This window comes from Bradyrhizobium sp. CCGUVB14 (genome assembly GCF_024199935.1).
Taxonomy (GTDB): Bacteria; Pseudomonadota; Alphaproteobacteria; order Rhizobiales; family Xanthobacteraceae; genus Bradyrhizobium.
Genome location: NZ_JANADS010000001.1, coordinates 5,125,381 through 5,144,589, shown reverse-complemented (window position 1 = coordinate 5,144,589; position 19,209 = coordinate 5,125,381). Strand labels below are relative to the sequence as shown.

Annotated in this window: 21 protein-coding genes; 9 read left to right on the top strand and 12 right to left on the bottom strand. The window is 64.4% G+C overall.

The window, feature by feature from the left end; all coding sequences use genetic code 11:
• The first annotated feature begins 175 nt into the window (after positions 1-175).
• A complete protein-coding gene (locus tag NLM32_RS23795; protein WP_283044025.1) occupies positions 176-1,261 on the top strand; it encodes a 3-deoxy-7-phosphoheptulonate synthase in 1,086 nt (361 codons plus the stop codon).
• Between the two features lie 63 nt (positions 1,262-1,324).
• On the opposite strand, the gene NLM32_RS23790 is transcribed toward NLM32_RS23795, so the two are convergent.
• From NLM32_RS23790 to epmA, 3 genes are read right to left on the bottom strand one after another with little or no spacing between them, the layout of a single operon-like run.
• On the bottom strand, positions 1,325-1,579 hold the full coding sequence (locus NLM32_RS23790) for a hypothetical protein (RefSeq protein WP_254131301.1): 255 nt from the start codon (positions 1,577-1,579) through the stop codon (positions 1,325-1,327).
• Positions 1,580-1,619: 40 nt separating this feature from the next.
• The gene (locus tag NLM32_RS23785; RefSeq protein ID WP_254131300.1) at positions 1,620-2,714 is read right to left on the bottom strand and encodes a lysine-2,3-aminomutase-like protein; all 1,095 of its coding nucleotides are present in this window, start codon (positions 2,712-2,714) and stop codon (positions 1,620-1,622) included.
• On the bottom strand, positions 2,711-3,775 hold the full coding sequence (gene epmA / locus NLM32_RS23780) for an EF-P lysine aminoacylase EpmA (protein WP_254131299.1): 1,065 nt from the start codon (positions 3,773-3,775) through the stop codon (positions 2,711-2,713). Before epmA ends, NLM32_RS23785 begins: the two co-directional genes overlap by 4 nt.
• Before the next feature lie 162 nt (positions 3,776-3,937).
• Between epmA and efp the strand changes: the two genes are divergently transcribed.
• The 3 genes from efp to NLM32_RS23765 all read left to right on the top strand — a co-directional run bounded on the left by efp (position 3,938) and on the right by NLM32_RS23765 (position 7,227).
• Complete coding sequence (gene efp / locus NLM32_RS23775) at positions 3,938-4,504, top strand: elongation factor P (protein ID WP_234682817.1); 567 nt, start codon at positions 3,938-3,940, stop codon at positions 4,502-4,504.
• 23 nt (positions 4,505-4,527) lie between these two features.
• Complete coding sequence (locus tag NLM32_RS23770) at positions 4,528-6,150, top strand: M23 family metallopeptidase (RefSeq protein WP_254131298.1); 1,623 nt, start codon at positions 4,528-4,530, stop codon at positions 6,148-6,150.
• Between the two features lie 168 nt (positions 6,151-6,318).
• Complete coding sequence (locus NLM32_RS23765; protein ID WP_254131297.1) at positions 6,319-7,227, top strand: amino acid ABC transporter substrate-binding protein; 909 nt, start codon at positions 6,319-6,321, stop codon at positions 7,225-7,227.
• 48 nt (positions 7,228-7,275) lie between these two features.
• On the opposite strand, the gene NLM32_RS23760 is transcribed toward NLM32_RS23765, so the two are convergent.
• Entirely contained in the window at positions 7,276-7,779 is a 504-nt protein-coding gene (locus NLM32_RS23760; protein WP_254131296.1) for a cupin domain-containing protein, read from the bottom strand.
• Positions 7,780-7,800: 21 nt separating this feature from the next.
• Positions 7,801-8,280 carry a carboxymuconolactone decarboxylase family protein gene (locus NLM32_RS23755; RefSeq protein ID WP_254131295.1) on the bottom strand — a complete coding sequence of 160 codons (480 nt, stop codon included), beginning with the start codon at positions 8,278-8,280 and terminating at the stop codon, positions 7,801-7,803.
• 57 nt (positions 8,281-8,337) lie between these two features.
• Between NLM32_RS23755 and NLM32_RS23750 the strand changes: the two genes are divergently transcribed.
• Positions 8,338-8,859 (top strand): MarR family transcriptional regulator, encoded by a 522-nt coding sequence (locus tag NLM32_RS23750; RefSeq protein ID WP_256568289.1) that lies wholly within the window; start codon positions 8,338-8,340, stop codon positions 8,857-8,859.
• Here the strand turns inward: NLM32_RS23750 and NLM32_RS23745 are convergent.
• From NLM32_RS23745 to NLM32_RS23735, 3 genes are all read right to left on the bottom strand, one after another.
• Positions 8,856-9,029, bottom strand: a complete 174-nt coding sequence (locus NLM32_RS23745; protein ID WP_254131294.1) for a hypothetical protein — start codon at positions 9,027-9,029, stop codon at positions 8,856-8,858. The two genes, NLM32_RS23750 and NLM32_RS23745, sit on opposite strands and share 4 nt — an antisense overlap.
• Before the next feature lie 75 nt (positions 9,030-9,104).
• Positions 9,105-9,356, bottom strand: a complete 252-nt coding sequence (locus NLM32_RS23740; protein WP_254131293.1) for a hypothetical protein — start codon at positions 9,354-9,356, stop codon at positions 9,105-9,107.
• 57 nt (positions 9,357-9,413) lie between these two features.
• Complete coding sequence (locus NLM32_RS23735; RefSeq protein WP_194462305.1) at positions 9,414-9,668, bottom strand: hypothetical protein; 255 nt, start codon at positions 9,666-9,668, stop codon at positions 9,414-9,416.
• A 136-nt stretch (positions 9,669-9,804) separates the two neighbouring features.
• On the opposite strand from NLM32_RS23735, the gene NLM32_RS23730 reads away from it, so the two are divergent.
• Positions 9,805-11,031 carry a lytic murein transglycosylase gene (locus NLM32_RS23730; RefSeq protein WP_254131292.1) on the top strand — a complete coding sequence of 409 codons (1,227 nt, stop codon included), beginning with the start codon at positions 9,805-9,807 and terminating at the stop codon, positions 11,029-11,031.
• A 6-nt stretch (positions 11,032-11,037) separates the two neighbouring features.
• Here the strand turns inward: NLM32_RS23730 and NLM32_RS23725 are convergent, their stop codons facing one another.
• The 3 genes from NLM32_RS23725 to recJ all read right to left on the bottom strand — a co-directional run bounded on the left by NLM32_RS23725 (position 11,038) and on the right by recJ (position 14,667).
• The gene (locus NLM32_RS23725) at positions 11,038-11,829 is read right to left on the bottom strand and encodes an aldolase (RefSeq protein WP_254131291.1); all 792 of its coding nucleotides are present in this window, start codon (positions 11,827-11,829) and stop codon (positions 11,038-11,040) included.
• Positions 11,830-11,925: 96 nt separating this feature from the next.
• Positions 11,926-12,735: an SDR family NAD(P)-dependent oxidoreductase gene (locus tag NLM32_RS23720; protein WP_254131290.1), complete on the bottom strand. Its 810-nt coding sequence runs from the start codon at positions 12,733-12,735 to the stop codon at positions 11,926-11,928.
• A gap of 90 nt (positions 12,736-12,825) precedes the next feature.
• Complete coding sequence (gene recJ, locus NLM32_RS23715) at positions 12,826-14,667, bottom strand: single-stranded-DNA-specific exonuclease RecJ (RefSeq protein WP_254131289.1); 1,842 nt, start codon at positions 14,665-14,667, stop codon at positions 12,826-12,828.
• 285 nt (positions 14,668-14,952) lie between these two features.
• Here recJ and NLM32_RS23710 point away from each other — a divergent pair, with 285 nt between their 5' ends.
• Complete coding sequence (locus NLM32_RS23710) at positions 14,953-16,029, top strand: methyl-accepting chemotaxis protein (RefSeq protein ID WP_254131288.1); 1,077 nt, start codon at positions 14,953-14,955, stop codon at positions 16,027-16,029.
• A 190-nt stretch (positions 16,030-16,219) separates the two neighbouring features.
• Positions 16,220-16,702 (top strand): VOC family protein, encoded by a 483-nt coding sequence (locus NLM32_RS23705; protein ID WP_254131287.1) that lies wholly within the window; start codon positions 16,220-16,222, stop codon positions 16,700-16,702.
• A gap of 11 nt (positions 16,703-16,713) precedes the next feature.
• On the opposite strand, the gene NLM32_RS23700 is transcribed toward NLM32_RS23705, so the two are convergent.
• Positions 16,714-17,700, bottom strand: coding sequence for a helix-turn-helix domain-containing protein (locus NLM32_RS23700; protein ID WP_254131286.1), 987 nt, complete (start codon positions 17,698-17,700; stop codon positions 16,714-16,716).
• Positions 17,701-18,195: 495 nt separating this feature from the next.
• On the opposite strand from NLM32_RS23700, the gene NLM32_RS23695 reads away from it, so the two are divergent.
• A complete protein-coding gene (locus NLM32_RS23695; protein WP_254131285.1) occupies positions 18,196-19,209 on the top strand; it encodes a formylglycine-generating enzyme family protein in 1,014 nt (337 codons plus the stop codon).

The following is a 19,209-nucleotide window of genomic DNA, read 5'->3' as shown; positions in this document are numbered from 1 at the left end:
TGAGCGACCATGATCACCGTCGCCACCAGCTTTTATTGGTACTTTAGCTACGACAGCTCGCTGGCGGCAGGAGGATCGCGCTCAATCTGAAATATTGAAGCAAACGTCCGAACAGCCGCCAGACCTGGCGGCTTTTTTATTGGCCGGCAGGTTCTCAACATGACAGGAGCCCGCCGTGCTGAGCACGACCGACGATCTTCGTATCCGCGAACTGAAAGAGCTGAGCACGCCTGAGGACGTGATGCGGGAGGTCCCGCGCACCCTCACGGCCACCCGTGTGGTGATGGCGGCGCGCAACGCGATCCATGCCATCCTCAGCGGCCAGGACGACCGGCTTCTGGTCGTCGTCGGCCCCTGCTCGGTGCATGATCCCAAAGCCGCACTCGAATATGCCGAGCGCCTCGCCGCCCTGCGCGAGGATCTGGCCGACCAGCTCGAGATCGTGATGCGGGTCTATTTCGAGAAGCCGCGCACCACGGTCGGTTGGAAGGGCCTGATCAACGACCCCGATCTGGACGGCAGCTTCGACATCAACAAGGGCCTGCGGCTCGCACGCAACGTGCTCTCGGCCATCAACAATCTCGGCCTGCCCGCCGGCACTGAATTCCTCGACATGACGACGCCGCAATACATCGCCGACCTCGTCTCCTGGGCCGCGATCGGCGCGCGCACGACCGAGAGCCAGATCCATCGCGAGCTGGCCTCGGGGCTGTCCTGCCCGGTCGGGTTCAAGAACGGTACCGACGGCAATGTGCGCATCGCAGCCGACGCCGTGAAGTCGGCCTCGCACCCGCATCATTTCATGGCGGTCACCAAGCTCGGCCGCTCGGCGATCGCCTCGACCGCAGGCAACGAGGACTGCCACATTATCCTGCGCGGCGGAGCCAAGCCGAACTACGATGCCGCAAGCGTCGCCGCGGCCTGCAACGACCTGGCGAAATCCGGCGTCGCGCCGCTGGTGATGGTGGATGCGAGCCACGCCAATTCGAGCAAGAAGCCGGAAAATCAGCCGCTGGTCACGGCCGATATCGCCGGCCAGATCTCGGGCGGCGAGAACCGCATCATGGGCGTGATGATCGAGAGCAATCTCGTCGCCGGCCGCCAGGACGTGGTGCCGGGCAAGCCCCTGACCTACGGCCAGAGCATCACCGACGGATGCATTGATTGGGCGACGACGGCAAATGTGCTCGAGCAGCTCGCCGATGCGGTCGAGATCCGGCGCAACACCGCGCGCGCCGGACTGCACGAGCGCTCCGCCTAAGCGGGGCCACAGGTGGGCGGGGCGATGCTGTTCGCGTCCTGCCCACCGCGCCGCACTTGCGGCCTAGCAGCCTCGGCAGATGCTCTTGATCTTCTTGTCGAGCAGAGCGTCTTCCTTGTTCACGGGATTGTTCGGATCGCTCAGATTCTTCTCGTTCGGCACGTCGCCGGCGCGCGGCTGACGATGTCCGATGGGCGCCTGCGGCAACGTTCCGGACGTTGCGCCGCTTGACGTCGATGACCCCTTGGTGCCGGTCTGCGCCATCGCCGCACCGCCGAGCAAGACCACGAGCGATGCAGCCACCATGATCTTCTTCATGTCCGATCCTCCATTCCTCAAACCGGCGTTCTCTGACCGCTCAGGTCTCGGGCGGATAGAGATGGACGTCGCCGCAATAGTCGATGATACGATAGCGCGTTTCCGAGGCCGCATCACGTGCATCGGCTGCGGTATTTTGCTCCGCCAACACATAATTCGGCCCCACCGGCGACTTGCCGGCGCCGCCGGGAATGTCGATGACATAGTCCGGCTGACACAGCCCTGACACCCGCCCTCGCAACTGCCGCATTAAATCCTGCCCCTGCGCGAGCGTCGTTCGCAAATGCACGGTGCCCGGCGCGAGATCGCCGTGATGCAGATAATAGGGCTTGATCCGGCATTCGACGAAAGCTCGCATCAAATCCGACAAGGCCGCGACGGTGTCATTGACGCCGCGCAAAAGCACGGACTGGCTCACCAGGGGAATTCCGGAATCGACGAGCCGCGCGCAGGCGGCCCGCGCCGGCCCGGTCAATTCGCGCGCATGGTTGGCGTGCACGGCGACCCAGGTGGTGGCGCCCTCGACCTTCAGCGCCGCAACCATCTCGTCGCTGATCCGCGCGGGATCGGCGACGGGCACACGGGTGTGCAGACGGATGATCTTGACGTGATCGATGCCGGCAAGATCGGCCATGATCTCGCTCATCCGGCGCGGCGACAGCATCAGCGGATCGCCGCCGGTCAGGATCACCTCCCAGATCTCGCTATGCGCGCGGATATAATCGATCGCGGCGCGGTAGGCACCGTCCGACAGCGCGTTCTCCTTGCCGGGTCCGACCATCTCGCGGCGGAAGCAGAAGCGGCAATAGACCGCGCAGACGTGAACGAGCTTGAACAGCACGCGATCGGGATAGCGATGTACGATGCCCTGGACCGGCGAGTGCGGGTGATCGCCGATCGGATCGGCGTTCTCGCCCGGTTGCGTCTCCAGCTCGGCGGCGGTCGGAACGAACTGCCGCGCGATCGGGTCTTCGGGATCCGTTTTGTCGATCAGCTCGACCAGCGCCGGCGTGATCGCCACCGCATAGCGCGCAGCGACGCGCTCGAGCGCGGGCAGCGCAGTCGCAGGCGCGAGATCTGCAGCCACGAGCTCGGCCGGCTCACGCAAGGTGCGTGCAAGATTGGTCTTCGTCATTTTCCACTTAACGTTTCATTTGCAGGCGGTGTCCACACCACCTGATCAATCCTTGTTGCACCGCTCGCCAGCATCACCAGTCTGTCGAAGCCGAGCGCGACACCGCTCGCCTCCGGCATTTGGGCGACCGCAGCCAAGAAGTCTTCGTCCAGCGGATAAGCCTCCCCGTAGCGGCGCTGCTTCTCCGCCATGGATTCCGTGAAGCGCTTGCGCTGTTCCTCGGCGTCGGTCAATTCGCCAAAGCCATTGGCGAGCTCGACGCCGCAGGCATAGACCTCGAACCGTTCCGCGACCCTCGGATCGTCCGCCTTGACCCGCGCCAGCGCCGCCTCTGGAGATGGGTACTCGAACAGAATGGTCAAACGCCCCTGCCCCAGATGCGGCTCGACATGCTCGACCAGGACTTTGCTGAAGATGTCAGACCAGGTGTCGTCCTCGGCGACGCGAACCTTGCCGGCGGCCGCCTGGGCGAGCGCCGCACGGTTACCCTCGTTGCCCGAGATTGTCGACAGCAGGTCGAGGCCGGCGAAGCGCTCGAAGGCGCAAGCCACCGTCAGCAGCTCCGGCTCGGCGAAGGGGTCCGCGGTCCGGCCCCGGAACGCGAAGGTCCCGATCCCGGTCGCCTGCGCGGCGTGGGCGATCACCACGACCGTGTCGGCCATGATGGCATCATAGGGGGCGCCCGCCCGGTACCATTCCAGCATGGTGAATTCGGGCAGATGCAGGTCGCCGCGCTCGCGGTCGCGGAACACCCGTGCGAACTCGAAAATCCGCGCCTCGCCGGCCGCCAGCAGCTTCTTGCAGGCGAATTCGGGCGATGTTCGCAGGTATCGGCTGATCCGGCTGCCATCGGGCCTGATGATCTCGGTCCGGGGGGCATGCAGATGGGTCTCATTGCCCGGCGAGACCTGGAGCACCGAGGTTTCGACCTCGACGAAGCCCTGCTCGGCGAAAAAGCCCCTGAGAGACCCGGTAATGGCCCCCCTTGCCTGGAGGAACGGCCGCCGGTCGAGGTGCCGGCTGGGCGCCCAGAACGGCGAAATCGGCTTTTCCCCAGCCATTAACCGACCACCCCCTGAGCCAGCAAAGTGCTGGCATCCAACGGCAAAATCAGTATGTTGCGGCCCGAAACGGGCGCCGAGGTCTGATTTGAGGCCCCAAGTCCCCCATCGATTTGACCACGTCCTGGCCTGAGCCGGGCCAAGCAAGCAGGAAATATAGCTTTGAGAGTCATCGCCAGTTCTATTCGCAAGGGCAACGTGATCGAGCAAGACGGCAAGCTCTATGTCGTCGTGAGCGCCGAGAACATCCATCCCGGCAAGGGCACGCCGGTCAGCCAGATCGAAATGCGCCGAATCTCGGACGGGGTAAAGATCTCCGAGCGCTACAAGACCACCGACCAGGTCGAAAAGGCCACGATCGAAGAGCGCAACTTCACCTTCCTTTACGAAGACGGCGACGGCTTCCACTTCATGAACCCTGAGACCTACGACCAGGTCCAGGTCTCTAAAGACGTGGTCGGCGACGCGGCCGCCTATCTTCAGCCAGAGATGATGGTCAAGCTGTCGACCCACGACGTCAACGTGGTGTCGCTCGCGTTGCCGCAGCGCGTAACGCTGGAAGTGGTCGAGACCGAGCCCGTGACCAAGGGCCAGACCGCCTCGTCCTCCTACAAGCCCGCGGTGCTCTCCAACGGCATCCGCACCACCGTGCCGCCGCACATCGCCGTCGGCACCCGCATCGTGGTGATGACCGAAGACGGCTCCTACTCCGAGCGCGCCAAGGACTAGGCAAGGGATCGAGGATCGGACAGGTGCCGCCGGGGGGCGAGACAGTGGGTAGAAAGGCTTTCTGCTTCGTCTCGCTTTTTCTGGCGTCGCTTTCGCTCCTCACCACCACGCCGCTCGCCGCGGACGAATTCCGCAGCCCCTCACTCACAGCCCTGCGCGTCGATTGGCGCGCAGCGCTCGACCAGCTCCGCACCGAGATCAACAGCCGCCCGCAGGTCGCCGGCGATTTCATCTTCGTGCCGCGCCGTTCGGTGCCACGCTTCGATCCGCGCGCAATGCCCGCGCTGGTGCAGCTCAACGCGGTCTCCTCGCAACACTTCACCGGCATTGCCCGCAGCTCGGTTCCCGTGCTGCTGCCGTTCGATGCCGCCGCCTATCTCGAAGCACAACGCAGCCGCGCACAGGCCCCGCTGGCGCTGGCGCGCTACCAGGCCGATTTCAATCCCGCCGACATGTTCGACGCCGGTCCCGCCGGCTACAGCGCGACGTTCTCGCTCGAGCCCGGCGCCGGCGACGGCATGCCATTGCGCACCTTCGCAAAGCCGGTCGAGGTGCAGATCACCGGATCGGCGCTCGTCTATGACATCGCCGATCCCGCCGGCGGCAAGGGCGAGCCGGTCAAGCCGCTGGCGGCAATTTATCCGGACCTGCGCAAATTCATCCGCGAGGGCTATGTGCGCTACGCCTTCACGCGCTTCGGCGCCGCCTATGTGGTTTCGATCCAGTGCCTGGACAGCGTCGCGAAACCGCGGCGGCTCGCCTGCAAGGAAGCCTATCCCGTTGCCGAGCGCTTCCTGAAGGCATTGCACGTCGCCGGCGGGCAGCGCATGCGGCCACTGATGGACGTTGCCTCCGATCTGATCGATCGCCCGGTCGCACGTTCGGCGGATTTCAGCTATCGGCCGAGCGGCGACATCATCCCGAACACCGGCTACCGCAAGCAGGGCGGCCATCCCGATCCGATGGCCTATGCGCAGATCCGCTTTCCGCTCGAGAAGGCGCCTGCCTTTGTGCATTCGCAGTCCTACGCCAAGCGCGACAAGGACGACCGCCCGACCGCCTATCCGTGGCGCGACAATTTCTGCGAGTCACGCAGCTTCGAAGTCTGGCAGTGCGGCGGCGGCTATGGCCACCAGGGCGAGGACATCCGCGCGGCCGACTGCCCCTCGCCGGGTGACGGCCGCGACCCCTGCGATCCCAAACAGCGCGGCGTCGTTGCCGTTCGCGACGCCACGGTGATCCGTGCCTCCAAGGATCAGGCCGCGACGCTCGAGGTCAACAGCCGCACCGAGCACATCCGCTTCCGCTACATGCACATGAATCCGCAGGCGTTGAACGCCGACGGCATTCTCAACGGCCGCATCGTCACCGAGGGCGAGAAGATCGGCGTGATCTCCAACTACCTTGACCACCCCGCCGGCACGTCGATGCACCTGCATTTCGACGTCCAGGTGTTCACCCGCGACGGCTGGATCTGGGTCAGCCCCTACGTCACGCTGGTCTCGGCCTATGAACGCCTGATCCGCGCCCGCGGCCGCGAGGTCGGGCCGGAGATCGCAAGCTCGCCGCAGCCGGTCGCACACGCGCTGCCCGAGGATGTGATCAAACCCGATCAGCGCGAGGGATCGAGCAGCGAAGAGAATTGACGCGCTGCTCGCGCCGGCCATGTGGCTCGGACGCGTGTGTTGATGACACGCCAATGACAGCCCTGCAGGCTTGGCCAAGCCTGATCCCGCCGGCTCCCCCATGACCTGATCTTCTCTGGCCCCAGACTTGCTTGGCGTCCGCAGCCAAACAGGATGAAGGGGAAGCTCATGCGTTATCTCACCACGGCGGCTATTCTCGCCGTCGCTTTCGCTATACCGGTTCAAGCGGAAGAATTGAGCGGCACGCTGAAGAAGATCAAGGACACCGGCGCGATCACCCTCGGGATACGCGACAGCGCGGTGCCCTTCAGCTACATCGACGACAAGCAGAAGATCGTCGGCTACGCCGTCGACATCTGCATGAAGATCGTCGACGAGATCAAGACCGAGCTCAAGCTGGACAAGCTCGAGGTCAACGAGACCATCGTCACCTCATCCACCCGCATTCCACTGATGGCGAACGGCACGGTCGATCTCGAGTGCGGCTCGACGACCAACAACGCCGACCGCCAAAAGCAGGTGTGGTTCACCAATACCCATTTTCTCACGGCGAGCCGTTTCGTGTCCAAGAAGGCGCTGAAGCTCGACCAGGTCGATGATCTCAAAGGAAAGGCGGTCGTCTCGGTCTCCGGCACGACCAACATCACCCAGCTCAACAAGGCCAACGCCGCCCGCTCGCTCGGCATCACCGTGATGAGCGCCAAGGACGTCCCAGAGGCCTTCCTGATGGTCGAGACCGACCGCGCCGTGGCCTTCGTCATGGACGACATCCAGCTTGCGGCCATGATCGCCTCGTCAAAGGATCCGTCGCTCTATGCCATCAGCACCGGCGCATTTTCCGATCCGGAGCCCTATGGCATCATGCTCCGCAAGGACGACGTGCCGTTCAAGGCGGTGGTCGATCGCGCAACGGCCAAGCTCTACAAGAGCCCCGAGATCGAGAAGATCTACAACAGATGGTTCATGGAGTCGGTGCCCCCGCGCGGCCTCAACTTCCATGTCCCGATGCCGGCCTCGCTGAAGAAATCGTTCGAGAGCCCGTCGGACAATCCCGATCCTGCGTCTTACGGGGGCTGAGGACGGCTTGAGGACCCGGATGACGAAGGGTCATCCGGGTTACCGGCTTTACTCCAGAAACGTCGTCAGCTGCGCGCCCTCGTCAGCCACGAATACGGCGATCAGTTCAGCCGGCTCGGTGGTGCTGGCGTTGGCAGAGACCAGATGCGTCGCGCCCGGCGGCTCGAAGAAGGATTGGCCGACACCGAACGTCTCGACCGGGCCGCCACCGAGCTGGGAGCGGATCTCGCCCTTGGTGATATAGGCCGTCACCGAGCCGGCATGCCGGTGCGGCCGCGAAAACCCGCCCGGACCGTAGAACACGCGCACGATGGTGACGCGCTTACCCGGTACGTTGGGCAATGCGTATGAGCCGATCGGCTCGATCTTGTCGAGCGGCGAGCTTTCCGCGGCGGTGGCGCAGAGCGGCGCCAGTGCGCCTGATACCTTGTCCATCGTCACCGGCAGCACCTTGCCGATCGCAACCGCGCAGACGAGGCCGCCGACGACGGCCAGCGCCATCGAGCGCAATGGCACAGGGCGCGGCATGGTGACCAAATTCATTGCAGTCATAACAACCTCCCCTCGTTGCAATCAGGACGCCGCGGCATTCGCCGCGACCGGCCGCTTCGTTGGCGTCCAGCGATAGGCCGCACCAAATCGGTTCCAGACGTTGATCGAGGCGATTGCCGACGTCAGGTACATCAGCTCGGTCTCCGAGAATTCACGCTGTACCTCTGCGTAAACCTCGTCGCCGAAGCCGTCGGGAAGCAAGGTCAACGCCTCGGCCCAGGCTAATGCCGCACGCTCACGCGCCGAGTAGATCGGTGCCTCACGCCAGACCGCGACCAGATGGAGCTTGTCCGCGGGTATGCCAAGCCGCTCCGAGAGGAGGATATGATGCTGCACACAGAACGCGCAACCATTGATCTGCGAGGCGCGCAGCTTGGCGAGCTCGAGCAGCTGCTTGTCGAGGCCGGCCTTGGCCGCAACCTGGCCCAGCGCCAGCACCAGATCATACGCGTCCGGAGCAATCCTCTTGAAATCCTCGTACTCGCTGCGGGCGTGTGACATTGCCGTTCACCTCGTGCTATTATAAGACTGCTTACATCTTATAAGAGTTCTTACATTATGCGCAAGTCGGCGACCATCACGAAATCGAAACCGGCGAAGGGATCCAGGCAGGAGGCTGTGGTGCACGTGCCCGCCCCCGGCGAAGGCAAGCGCGGCGAGCAAGGCTATCTCGGCTATCTCCTGCGTCAGGCCCACGCCGCGGTACGGCTGAAGATGGAACGCACGCTGGCTGATCTCGGCGTGACCTCGCCGCAATTCGCCGTGCTGACCATGCTGAACGCCTATCCCGGACTCTCGGGCGCCGACGTCGCCCGCCTCACCTTCCTGACGCCGCAGACCGTCGGCGTCATCATCCGCAACCTCGAGCGCGACGGCGCGATCCTGATGACGCCGCATCCCGTCCACGGCCGCATTCAGCAATGGACGCTGACGCCGCGTGGCGCGACGCTGCTCAAGGCATGCCGGGACCGTGTGCTCGAACTGGAGAAGCGTCTGGTGACAGGGCTCGACGCCAAAGCTGAAGTCACCGTCCGCCGTTGGCTTGCGGGCGTCGCGGCCGATCTGCAGGACGAGGTCTAGTCGCCTCCTCCGTCGCCGCCGTCGCCATCCCCGAAATCACCGAAGCCGAAGTCGCCGTCCCCCTGAATGCCGCGGCCAAAATTCTCCGCGATGATCATCATGACCACGACCAACAGCCCCGCGCCGAACGGCCAGGGATTGGAACGGATGATGTCGAACAGCTCCCGCATGCGCGCATGATACGCAGATGGAAGCGAACTGACCGTAAAAGGACAGGCTTAAAGTTGGGGATTTGGGAGGCCGGCCTAGCCACCCTTCAACACTTTCTTAACCTCGCCGTCGGGCCAGGTCCCGCCTGCCCGAATGACCCGGACGCGACTTCGGTCCGCAGCATTGACCAGCACGTGCGAACTGATCCGGTCGCTGCTCGGCTCCAGATGCAAATCCGTTTCGGGTTTCCAGCTCAGCGTCGCCGCGAGATCGCCTGGAAAAATTTGCCAGCACGATCCGTCGTCGAGCTCGACAACATGGCTTTCCGCGTGCGCGCGTATCTTCATTCCACCCCGAAATCTTGTTGGAGGTAGGCCCTGGCGTTCGGCCAGGGCCCGGCTCCGTCAATCGTTGTCGTGATGAATCACGGTCTTGCTGCGGTTGCCGAATTCATCTTCCTTCTTGATCACCGTGGTGCGGTCGGCGGGCGCGCGCTCCTTGATGACGGTGGTGCGATCACGATCGCGGTCGCGATATTCGTGGGACTCGCCGACCGTCACGCCGGCGCCGACCGGGCCGACATGAACACCGACTTCATCCGCGAACGCAGGGGCCGCGATAGCCGTAACCATCGCAGCGGCGAACAGATACTTCCTCATCTCATCCTCCTCCAATGTCGTGCGGAGGGAATGCGGGACTGCGACACTTTGTTCCGGAGCACGTGACGCCGAAAGCCTGTTCCTCATGTTCCGGGAACCGGCTCACAGGCGCCACGTTTCCAGCTACAATGGCCGTATGAAACATGCTGATTCCTCGGCCATCACCCGCCGCGCCGTGCTCCAGTCCACGCTGAGCACAGCCGCTCTGCTCGCAATCCCGACGAGCGTCTTCGCGTCGCCGCCGGGCTTCGATGAATGGCGCGAGGGGTTTCGCGCACGCGCGATGGCCAAAGGCATTTCGGCCGCGACCTGGCAGCGTGCGATGGCGCGGGTCGAGCCCGACATGAGCGTCTTCAAGCAGATGCGCAACCAGCCCGAATTCCACGAGCAGGTCTGGCAATACATCAACCGCCGCGTCTCGGACTGGCGCATCATCAACGGCAAGATCGCACTCAAGAACAACGAGGCATTGCTTGCGCGGATCGAACGCGATTTCGGCGTCGAGCGCGGCACGCTGCTGGCGCTGTGGGGCGTGGAATCCGCCTACGGCGATCCGCTGGTGCAGCAGAACCACATGACGCCGGTGTTTCCCTCGCTCGCCGCACTCGCCTGGAACGAGCCGCGCCGCAAGGCCTATTGGGAGACCGAGCTGATCAATGCGCTGCGCATCGTCGACAAGGGCTGGAGCACGCCCGAGGAGATGCAGGGATCCTGGGCCGGCGCGATGGGCCATTCGCAATGGATGCCGGAAGTCTGGCTCAATGTCGGCATCGACTATGACAGCGACGGCAAGGTCTCCCCGTTCGGCAAGCCTGACGACGCGCTGGGATCGACGGCAAAGTACCTCGTCAATCGCGGCAAATGGCATCGCGGCGAGCATTGGGGCTACGAGGTGCGCACATCCGGCGAGATGAGCGGCAGCCGCACCTATGCGGCGTGGCAGGCGGCGGGCGTCACCCGCGCCGACGGCCAGCCATTCCCGCAGCCGAACGCATCAGCGCAGATGTGGACACCTGTCGCGGGCGGGCCGACGTTCCTGCTGGGGCCGAATTTCTATTCGGTGAAGAGCTACAATCCCTCGATGAACTACGCGCTCGCGATCTGCCATCTCGGCGACCGCTGTCTGGGTGCGCCGCCCTTCATTCAGCCCTTCCCCGGCTCCGAGCGCGTGCTCACGCTCGCCGAGGTGCAGGAGATGCAGACGCGGCTGACCAAGGCCGGCTTTGATACCGGCGGCACCGACGGCCGCGTCGGCAACGACACCATGAAGGCGATCAAGGATTTCCAGCAGCGCGCCGGGATCGCGCCCGCCGATGGCTATGGCGGGCTGAAGGTGCTGGCGAAGCTGCGGCAGGGATCGTAGACGGGCTCAGTGCCGGTACTGCGGCTCTTCCGCATCGAGCTGGCGGCGGATTGCAGCGAGGTGCAGCCGCGCGGATTCGGAATCGCCTTCGCGCATCTGCTTGTAGGTCGCAGCCGCAATCGCGGGATCGACCGGCAGAACTTTCCGTCCCGTCGACATCGCCAGCACCTGCACCTCGGCGGCACGCTCGAGGTAGTAGAGATCGTCCCAGGCTTCCGCGATCGTCGGCGCCAGTACCATCACGCCGTGATGCTTCATGAAGACGATGTCGGCATCCCCGACAGCTGATGCGATGCGCGCGCCTTCGCGGTTGTCGAGCGCAAGGCCGTTGTAATCGCGGTCGACCGCTGTGCGGCCGTAGAACTTCAGCGCGGTTTGCCCGGCCCAGATCAGGGGATCGCCCTCGGTCATCGACAGCGCCGTGGCGTAGGGCATGTGGGTGTGGAACGCGACCTTGGCGCGCGGCAAGCGCTTGTGCATCTCGGCATGGATGTAGAATGCCGTCGCCTCGGGCTCACCTTCGCCATCGAGCACGTGGCCGTGGAAATCGCAGATCAGAAGCTTCGACGCCGTCAGCTCGCGGAAGGCGTAGCCGTAGGGGTTGACCAGGAAGAGATCGTCATGGCCGGGCACCACGGCCGAGAAATGATTGCAGATGCCCTCCTCGAAACCATTGCGTGCGGCCATTCGGAAGCAGGCGGCGAGATCCTCGCGCGCCGTGCGGATCGCATCGGTCGCGAGGTCCGGCCGGTTCGAGCGAGCGGCCGCTGGTGAGGAGGCATGAAGGCTATGCGCCATGGCGAAGGAGACCTCTATCAGGCATGAGACGGCCGCGTTTTACAGGGCCTGCGCCTGCGCGTCAGCCCCTGCGGCCGCCACCCTGCCCTGCGCCTCTCACGCCCGCCGTGGCACGCCCCCGGCATTCATGCCGCCGTCGATCACGAGCTCGCTGCCGGTGACGTAACGCGAGGCATCCGAGGCCAGATACAGCACGCCGGAGGCAATCTCCGCGGCCTGGCCGGCACGGGCAAGCGGGGTTGCGACCTTGGCGCGCTCCTCCGGATCGATCGGTGCATTCTGGCCGGCGCCGGAGGCCCCGGTCGGAATCTTGCCCCAGATCGGCGTGTCGATGATGCCGGGATGCACCGAGTTGACGCGGATGCCGTCGCCGGCCGCCGCGCATTCCATCGCGATCGATTTGGCGAACAGCCGCACGCCGCCCTTGGTCAGCGAATAGGCCGAGAGGCCCGGCGCGCCGCGTAGGCCCGCCAGCGACGACATCATGACAATCGAGCCGCCGCCGGTCTTGCGCATCAAGGGCAGGCAATGTTTGGCCGAGAGAAACACGCCGTCGAGATTGATCGCATTCTGCTTGCGCCAGTCCGAGAGCGTCATGTCGGTGATCGAGGGCACGGCAATGCCGATACCGGCATTGGAGACCATGATGTCGAGCCGGCCGTAGCGCTTCGCGACCTCGGCGACGATCTCGATCCAGCGCTCCTCGCTGGTGACATCTTGCTCCAGGAAGATCGCCTTGCCGCCGGCTTTTGTCACTCGCGTGGCGAGCTCGGGCCCGCGGAGCTCATCGATGTCGGTGATGATAACAGTCGCGCCTTCGCGCGCGAACAGCTCGACAATCGCCTCGCCAATGCCGGATGCGCCGCCCGTGACCAGTGCGACCTTGCCCTCAACCTGTCCTGCCATGTTCACTCCCTTTCTTTTTGTTGTTTGAGGCCGTTTTGTCTTGCGCATGATCTTGTCGGAAAACCGCTTCGCACTTTTCCGGATCAGGCGCTACCTAATCACGGATGGCCCCTGGTCCGGTAGTGCGACGTCGATGACGCGAAACTGCACGCGCTCGGCGCCCTGATAGCGATCGACCGACAAGGAGCCCGCGACATGCAATTGCTGGCCGCGATTGGCGAGCAGTGCGTTGCCGAGCTTTTGCCCGACCGAGCGGAACGCGATGCCGTTGACAATCGCGCCGTCGCCCGACTTGAAGCGTAAACGCAGATGCGCCTGCCCGACCTCGTCGGCAAAGACGAGCTGATGCGCCGGCAGCGCCAGCACGGCTTCCGGATTGCCGCTGCCGAACGGCCCTGCGCGATTGAGCGTGGTCGCAAGCTCCGTCGTCACTGCGCGCGCCGAGATCGCGCCGTCGATATAGAGCTCGTTGACATGGCGCGCCTCGGCGACGTCCTGCGCCAGCGCGTTTTCGAGATAGGCGCGGAATTCGGCGAGCTTCTCTTTCCGCAGCGTCACGCCCGCGGCCATCGCGTGACCGCCGCCTTTCAGCAGGATGCCGTCAGTGACCGCTTGCCGCACCACCTTGCCGAGATCGACGCCGGTGATCGAGCGGCCCGAGCCGGTGCCGATACCGCCGGGTTCGAGCGCAATCGCGAAGGCAGGTCGCGAAAACTTCTCTTTCAGGCGCGATGCGACAAGGCCGACCACGCCGGGATGCCAGCCTTCGGACGCGGTGACGATGACGCCGAGCTTGTCCTCGAGCCCGATCGATGCGAGCGCTTCGGCTTCGGCCTGCGCTTCGGCCGCCTGCTCGATGACCCGGCGCTCGCTGTTGAGACGGTCGAGCTCGGCCGCGATACGCGCGGCTTCGACGCTGTCGCCCTCGAGCAACAGCCGCACGCCGAGATCAGCGCGGCCGATGCGGCCGCCGGCATTGACGCGTGGGCCCAGCATGAAGCCGAGATGCCAGGCTTCCGGCGGGCCATTCAGCCGCGCCACGTCCATCAGCGCGGTATGGCCGACATGGTCGCGCCGCCGCATCGCGATCAGTCCCTTGGCGACGAAGGCGCGGTTCAGGCCGATCAGTGGCGCCACGTCAGCGACGGTGCCGAGCGCGACGTGGTGCAGCATGCCGAGCAGATCGGGCTCGGGCATCTCCGCATTCCAGAAGCCGCGCTGGCGCAGCTCGCGATTGACGGCGACCAGCGTGACCAGCACGAGACCGACGGCGGCGAGATGGCCGAGGCCGGAGAGATCGTCGAGACGGTTCGGATTGACCAGGGCGTCGACCTCCGGCAGCTCCGTGCCGGCCTGGTGGTGGTCGATCACGACGACGGACATGCCGAGGCGTTTGGCTTCGGCGAGCGGCTCGATGCTGGTGGTGCCGCAATCGACGGTGACCAGCAGGGTTGCGCCCTTGGCCGCAAGGCCGCGAACCGCGTCGACGTTCGGGCCGTAGCCCTCAAAGATGCGGTCGGGAATGTGGATCAGCGGATCGAGCCCGCAATGGCGCAGGTGCCAGGCCAGCAGCGCCGCCGAGGTCGCGCCGTCGACGTCGTAATCGCCGAAGATCGCGACCTTCTCGCCCTTCGCCGCGGCATCAGCAATCCGCTTCGCGGCGGCTTCCATCTCCGTCACCGTGAACGGGTCCGGCATGAGCTTTCGGATGGTCGGATCGAGGAAGTCGGCGACCGCGTCGATGTCGACACCGCGGCCGGCCAGCACCCGGGCCAGCAGTTCGGGCAATTGGTGTTGCTGCACGATGGCAAGCGCCTTGGCCGCCCCGCGCGGATCCAGCCGGTCGCGCCAGAGCTTGTCGGTGAGCGAGCGCGCCACGCCCAGGAAGGCCTGGGGCATTTCAACGGGCAAGGCGGTGGCGGGCGGCGTCATAAGGGGAAGTCGGCTGTTGGGAACTCGGGACCCGGACAAGCGCGGATGTCCGGTCACTGGGCTGGAAGGGATTGGCCGGCAATCCCTCGGAATTTGCAACGGCCGGACCGCACAAAGCGGTGGATTGCCGCTTTGCTGCGCTGACTGACTACCATTTAGGCATTCCGCAAAACAGCAAATTAAGCGGGCGTTAGGCGGAATCTTCGAAAACGAATCTTATTCGATCTGTAAGCGATTGTTCCGGGTTCATTGCAGATCAGGCCTCATTGCCAAGGGAAGTGCCCGATGTCTGCTGCGCTGGGTCTGAAAACCAAGCCGACCACCACCGAACCCGCCGACGACGATTCCGACATCTCCGCGCTGATCAACCGCCTCACCGCGGAGGTCAACCAGATCGCGGTCGACAAGACCAAGTCGATCCAGCAGATCACCAACCAGATGAAGATGCTGGCGCTGAACGCGCTGATCGAGAGCTCGCGGGCCGGCGCGCAAGGCGCGGGCTTCGCGGTGGTGGCGCAGGAGGTCCGCGGTGTCGGCCAGCAGGTCGAGACCATCGCGCGCGAGCTCGAGACGCAGCTGACCAAACGCACCGGCGATCTCGTCGCCTCGATCGACCGCATGAGCCAACGGTCGCGCGGCGAGCGGATGATGGATCTCTCCCTCAATGCGGTCGAGCTGATCGACCGCAACCTCTATGAGCGTACCTGCGACGTGCGCTGGTGGGCCACCGATTCCGCCGTGGTCGATTGCGCGGCCTCGCCTGCGCCGGCCGCAGTCAGCTACGCCTCGCAGCGCCTCGGCGTCATCCTCGGCGCCTACACCGTCTATCTCGACCTCTGGCTCTGCGACCTCGATGGCAACGTCATCGCCAACGGCCGCGCGGATCGCTTTCGTGTGGTCGGCCAGAACGTCGCCCACACCAAATGGTTTCGCGAGGCAAAGACCTTGCGCTCCGGCGACGACTATGTCGCCGGCGACATCGAGAACCAGCCGCTGCTCGGCAACGCGCAGGTCGCGACCTACTGCGCCAGCGTCCGCGCGGGCGGCCAGGCCAACGGCGCGCCGATCGGCGTGCTCGCCATCCATTTCGACTGGGAGCCGCAGGCGCGCGCGATCGTGCAAGGCGTGCGCGTCGGCGATGCCGACAAGGCCCGCGTGCTGCTGGTCGACTCGCATTTCCGCGTCATCGCCGCCTCCGACGGCCAAGGCATCTTAAGCGAACGCATCTCGATCTCGCTCAACGGCCAGCGCTCCGGCTTCTACCAGGACCGCTCCGGCGCGATGATCGCCTTCCATGCGACGCCGGGCTACGAGACCTATCGCGGGCTTGGCTGGTACGGCGTGATCGTCTGCGCGACGTGAGGCCGACGAAAACAACCCCATGCACAGTAGCGGGCGGGTTGTTTTCTTAGCGGTTTTTGTTTTCGATCTGGCGTGACGAAAGCAGCCTGCGATTTTTCGCGTGATGCCGTTTGACACGTCGGGCAAAACACCGGCATTCTCCGACGATGGCGTCGTTCGCGAGCGAGGCTGACGACTGGCGCGCCCCGCAATGTCCAAACCTCCGCTTTCCGACCCCGTCGCCCGCGCCACCTCCGACAGCACGGGAAGCGCGCCGAGTGACGGCTTTGCCGATCTCGTGCCTGAGCTCAGCGTCTCAAACATCCAAACCAGCCTGGCGTTCTGGCGAGACCTGCTCGGCTTCGACATCGCCTATGACCGCCCTGACGCCCGATTTGCCTATCTGGTCAGGGGCCGTTTGCAGGTGATGCTGTGCGAGCTGAACGGACGATGGGAGACGGCGGAGATGAAGCCGCCGTTCGGGCGCGGCATCAATTTCCAGATGGTCGTCGATCGCGTCGATCCGATCCTGCGCGCGCTCGAAGGCGCGAAATGGCCGCTCTACGAGCCACCGAACGAGGCCTGGTATCGGGTCGGCGATCGCGAAGTCGGGCAGCGTGAGTTTCTCGTGCAGGATCCCGATGGCTATTTGATCCGCCTGGTCGAACGCCTGGGGATACGCGCGCCGTCGTAGCCCCGACCGCGCTAGGCCCTGGCGACGCGCTCTCCGACCGTGTGCAATGCTGCACCTCCGAGCGTCTGCGACGGGCGCTCGCCGAACATCGCGAGGTAATATTGCGCGAACCGGCCGAGCTCGTAAAAGCCCTGCTCCATCGCGACGGCCGCTACGGTGGTCGAGCCGGGCGCGCTCTGGTGCAGGATCGAGTGAACGGCGCAGAGGCGCTTGTGCCGGAGGAAGCTGACCGGGCCGAGACCGAACACCTCCTGAAAGGCGCGATGCAAGGTGCGCCGCGATACACCGAGTGCCGCGCAAATCTCGGAGACATGCACCGGTCGCGTACCAGCTTCGTCGAGATAGTCCTCAACCCTGCGGATCAGCCGTCGCGCCGAAGGCAACCAGCCGCCGTCGTCGGGCGGCAGCGACGACATGACGTTGGCCGCCATGCATTCGACGATCGATCGCTTCCAGAAATCCGCCGTCGACGGCGTCAGGCCAAGCTTGTTAGTGCCCAGATGCGACATGATCCGAACCAGGCGGCGCGATGCGATCGCGCCAGTCTCGAGGTCCGCCCGGAAATGGCCGCGGCTGCGCCAGGTGTCGGGATCGCTCAGCCTCGTCTCGCCGCCGAACAAGGATGCGACTTCGTTGAGGTCGAGGCGCATCGCGGCATAAGCGGACCCGCCGTGAAAGACCCCGTCATGCTCGAGCAACGGCGGGATCACAAGCACGTCATTGAGCTGCATGTCGAACGACCAGTGCGCAACGCGGTCTTCGGCCGCCAGCAGCATTCCGATGATCAGCTTGTCGTCGCTGGAGACACGCTGTGTGCGCATACCTACATTGAACGTTCCGATGCTGAGCGAGAAATCGCCGATGCCGATATGGGACAACGTTCCGCGTAATCGCCCGCGGCCAAGCTGCATCACATCGACATGCGAACCGTGGACGGCCTGCTGAAGTCCTTCGAAACCGTCCAGCTTTTTCGAATCAACCAGAAGAAATTGCCCCATGGCTGAACCCTGTTGCTGAAGGGCGGCTATTCTGGGGCAGGCGATAGTGAAGTACCACCCTAGCGCGAGTCCATGCGACAAAGTGATCTGGTGGTTTGATCTAAATCAATACTGTATTTGATGCGAGCTAAGTACCAGATCGCGCTGCGGATTGAGCGATTAGCGACATGGGTCATTAAGTCTCACCTGTCGCTCACACGTATTGGCACAAACTGCACATCACAGCTGCCAAATCTTCGGATACCGTTTGCAACCTTAGCGATTTCGACAGAACGCGCTCCGCAGATGGCGGAGCGCACGTGGCAGGTGTTTGCCGCGTGCTGGACTACGTGCGCGCAAAGGAAAGAGATGTTGACGCAATGAGGCGTCTTCCTCTCCCCGAGCGCCAAAAAAGAGGGGACCAGATAATGCGTCCAATGAGCCGGGGAACGTGCCGTCGTCTGCCAATGTCTACGCCTTAGCGTCAGGTGGGATACGCGTATCGGAGTGTCCACCATGCTGCGGGCGGATCTGGATCACTGCGAGTGGTTGCCGGATGACGTGAAGACCGGCGAGATGGTCTTCATTCCCGGCGGGACGTTTCGCATGGGATCCGACCATCATTATCCCGAGGAGGCGCCGAGCCATCGCGTCTCCGTCGATGGCTTCTGGATCGATCGCACGCCGGTTACCAACCGGCAGTTCAAGCAGTTCGTCAATACCACCGGCCATGTCACTGAGGCGCAGATCGTTCCCGACCCGAAGGATTATCCCGGCGCGCTGAAGGAGATGCTCTACGCGGGCTCGCTGGTGTTCTCGCCCCTGCCCCGCATCACCGACCTCAAGGACTGGAGCCAGTGGTGGTCGTTCATGCGCGGCGCCAACTGGCGCCATCCCTACGGTCCCGGCAGCAACATCAAGGGTCTCGACGACCATCCGGTCGTGCACGTCTCCTACAGCGATGCGGCGGCCTATGCGCGCTGGGCCGGCAAGGAGCTGCCGACGGAGGCCGAATGGGAATTCGCGGCGCGCGGCGGCCTCGAGGGCGAGGAGTTCGCCTGGGGCGATGCACTTATGCCCGGCGGCAAGCATATGGCCAACATCTGGCAGGGTAACTTCCCTGTCCAGAATCTCGGCGAGGATGGGTTCGAGCGTACCTCGCCGGTCATGGCCTTCCCGCCGAATGGCTACGGCCTTCACGACATGATCGGTAATGTCTGGGAGTGGACCTCCGACTGGTGGTCGGCCAAGCACACGGCCGACGCCGCAAAGCCCTGCTGCGTCCCAAGCAATCCCCGCGGCGGCCGTGAGGAGGCGAGCTTTGATCCATGTCAACCAGACATCCGCATCCCGCGCAAAGTCTTGAAAGGCGGCTCGCATCTTTGCGCGCCGAATTATTGCCGCCGCTATCGCCCTGCTGCGCGGCACGCCGAGCCCATCGATACATCGACCAGCCACGTCGGTTTCCGATGCGTGGTGCGAGCGCCGCTTGCCAATCAACGCGAACAAGAAGGACGTGCTGCAACATAG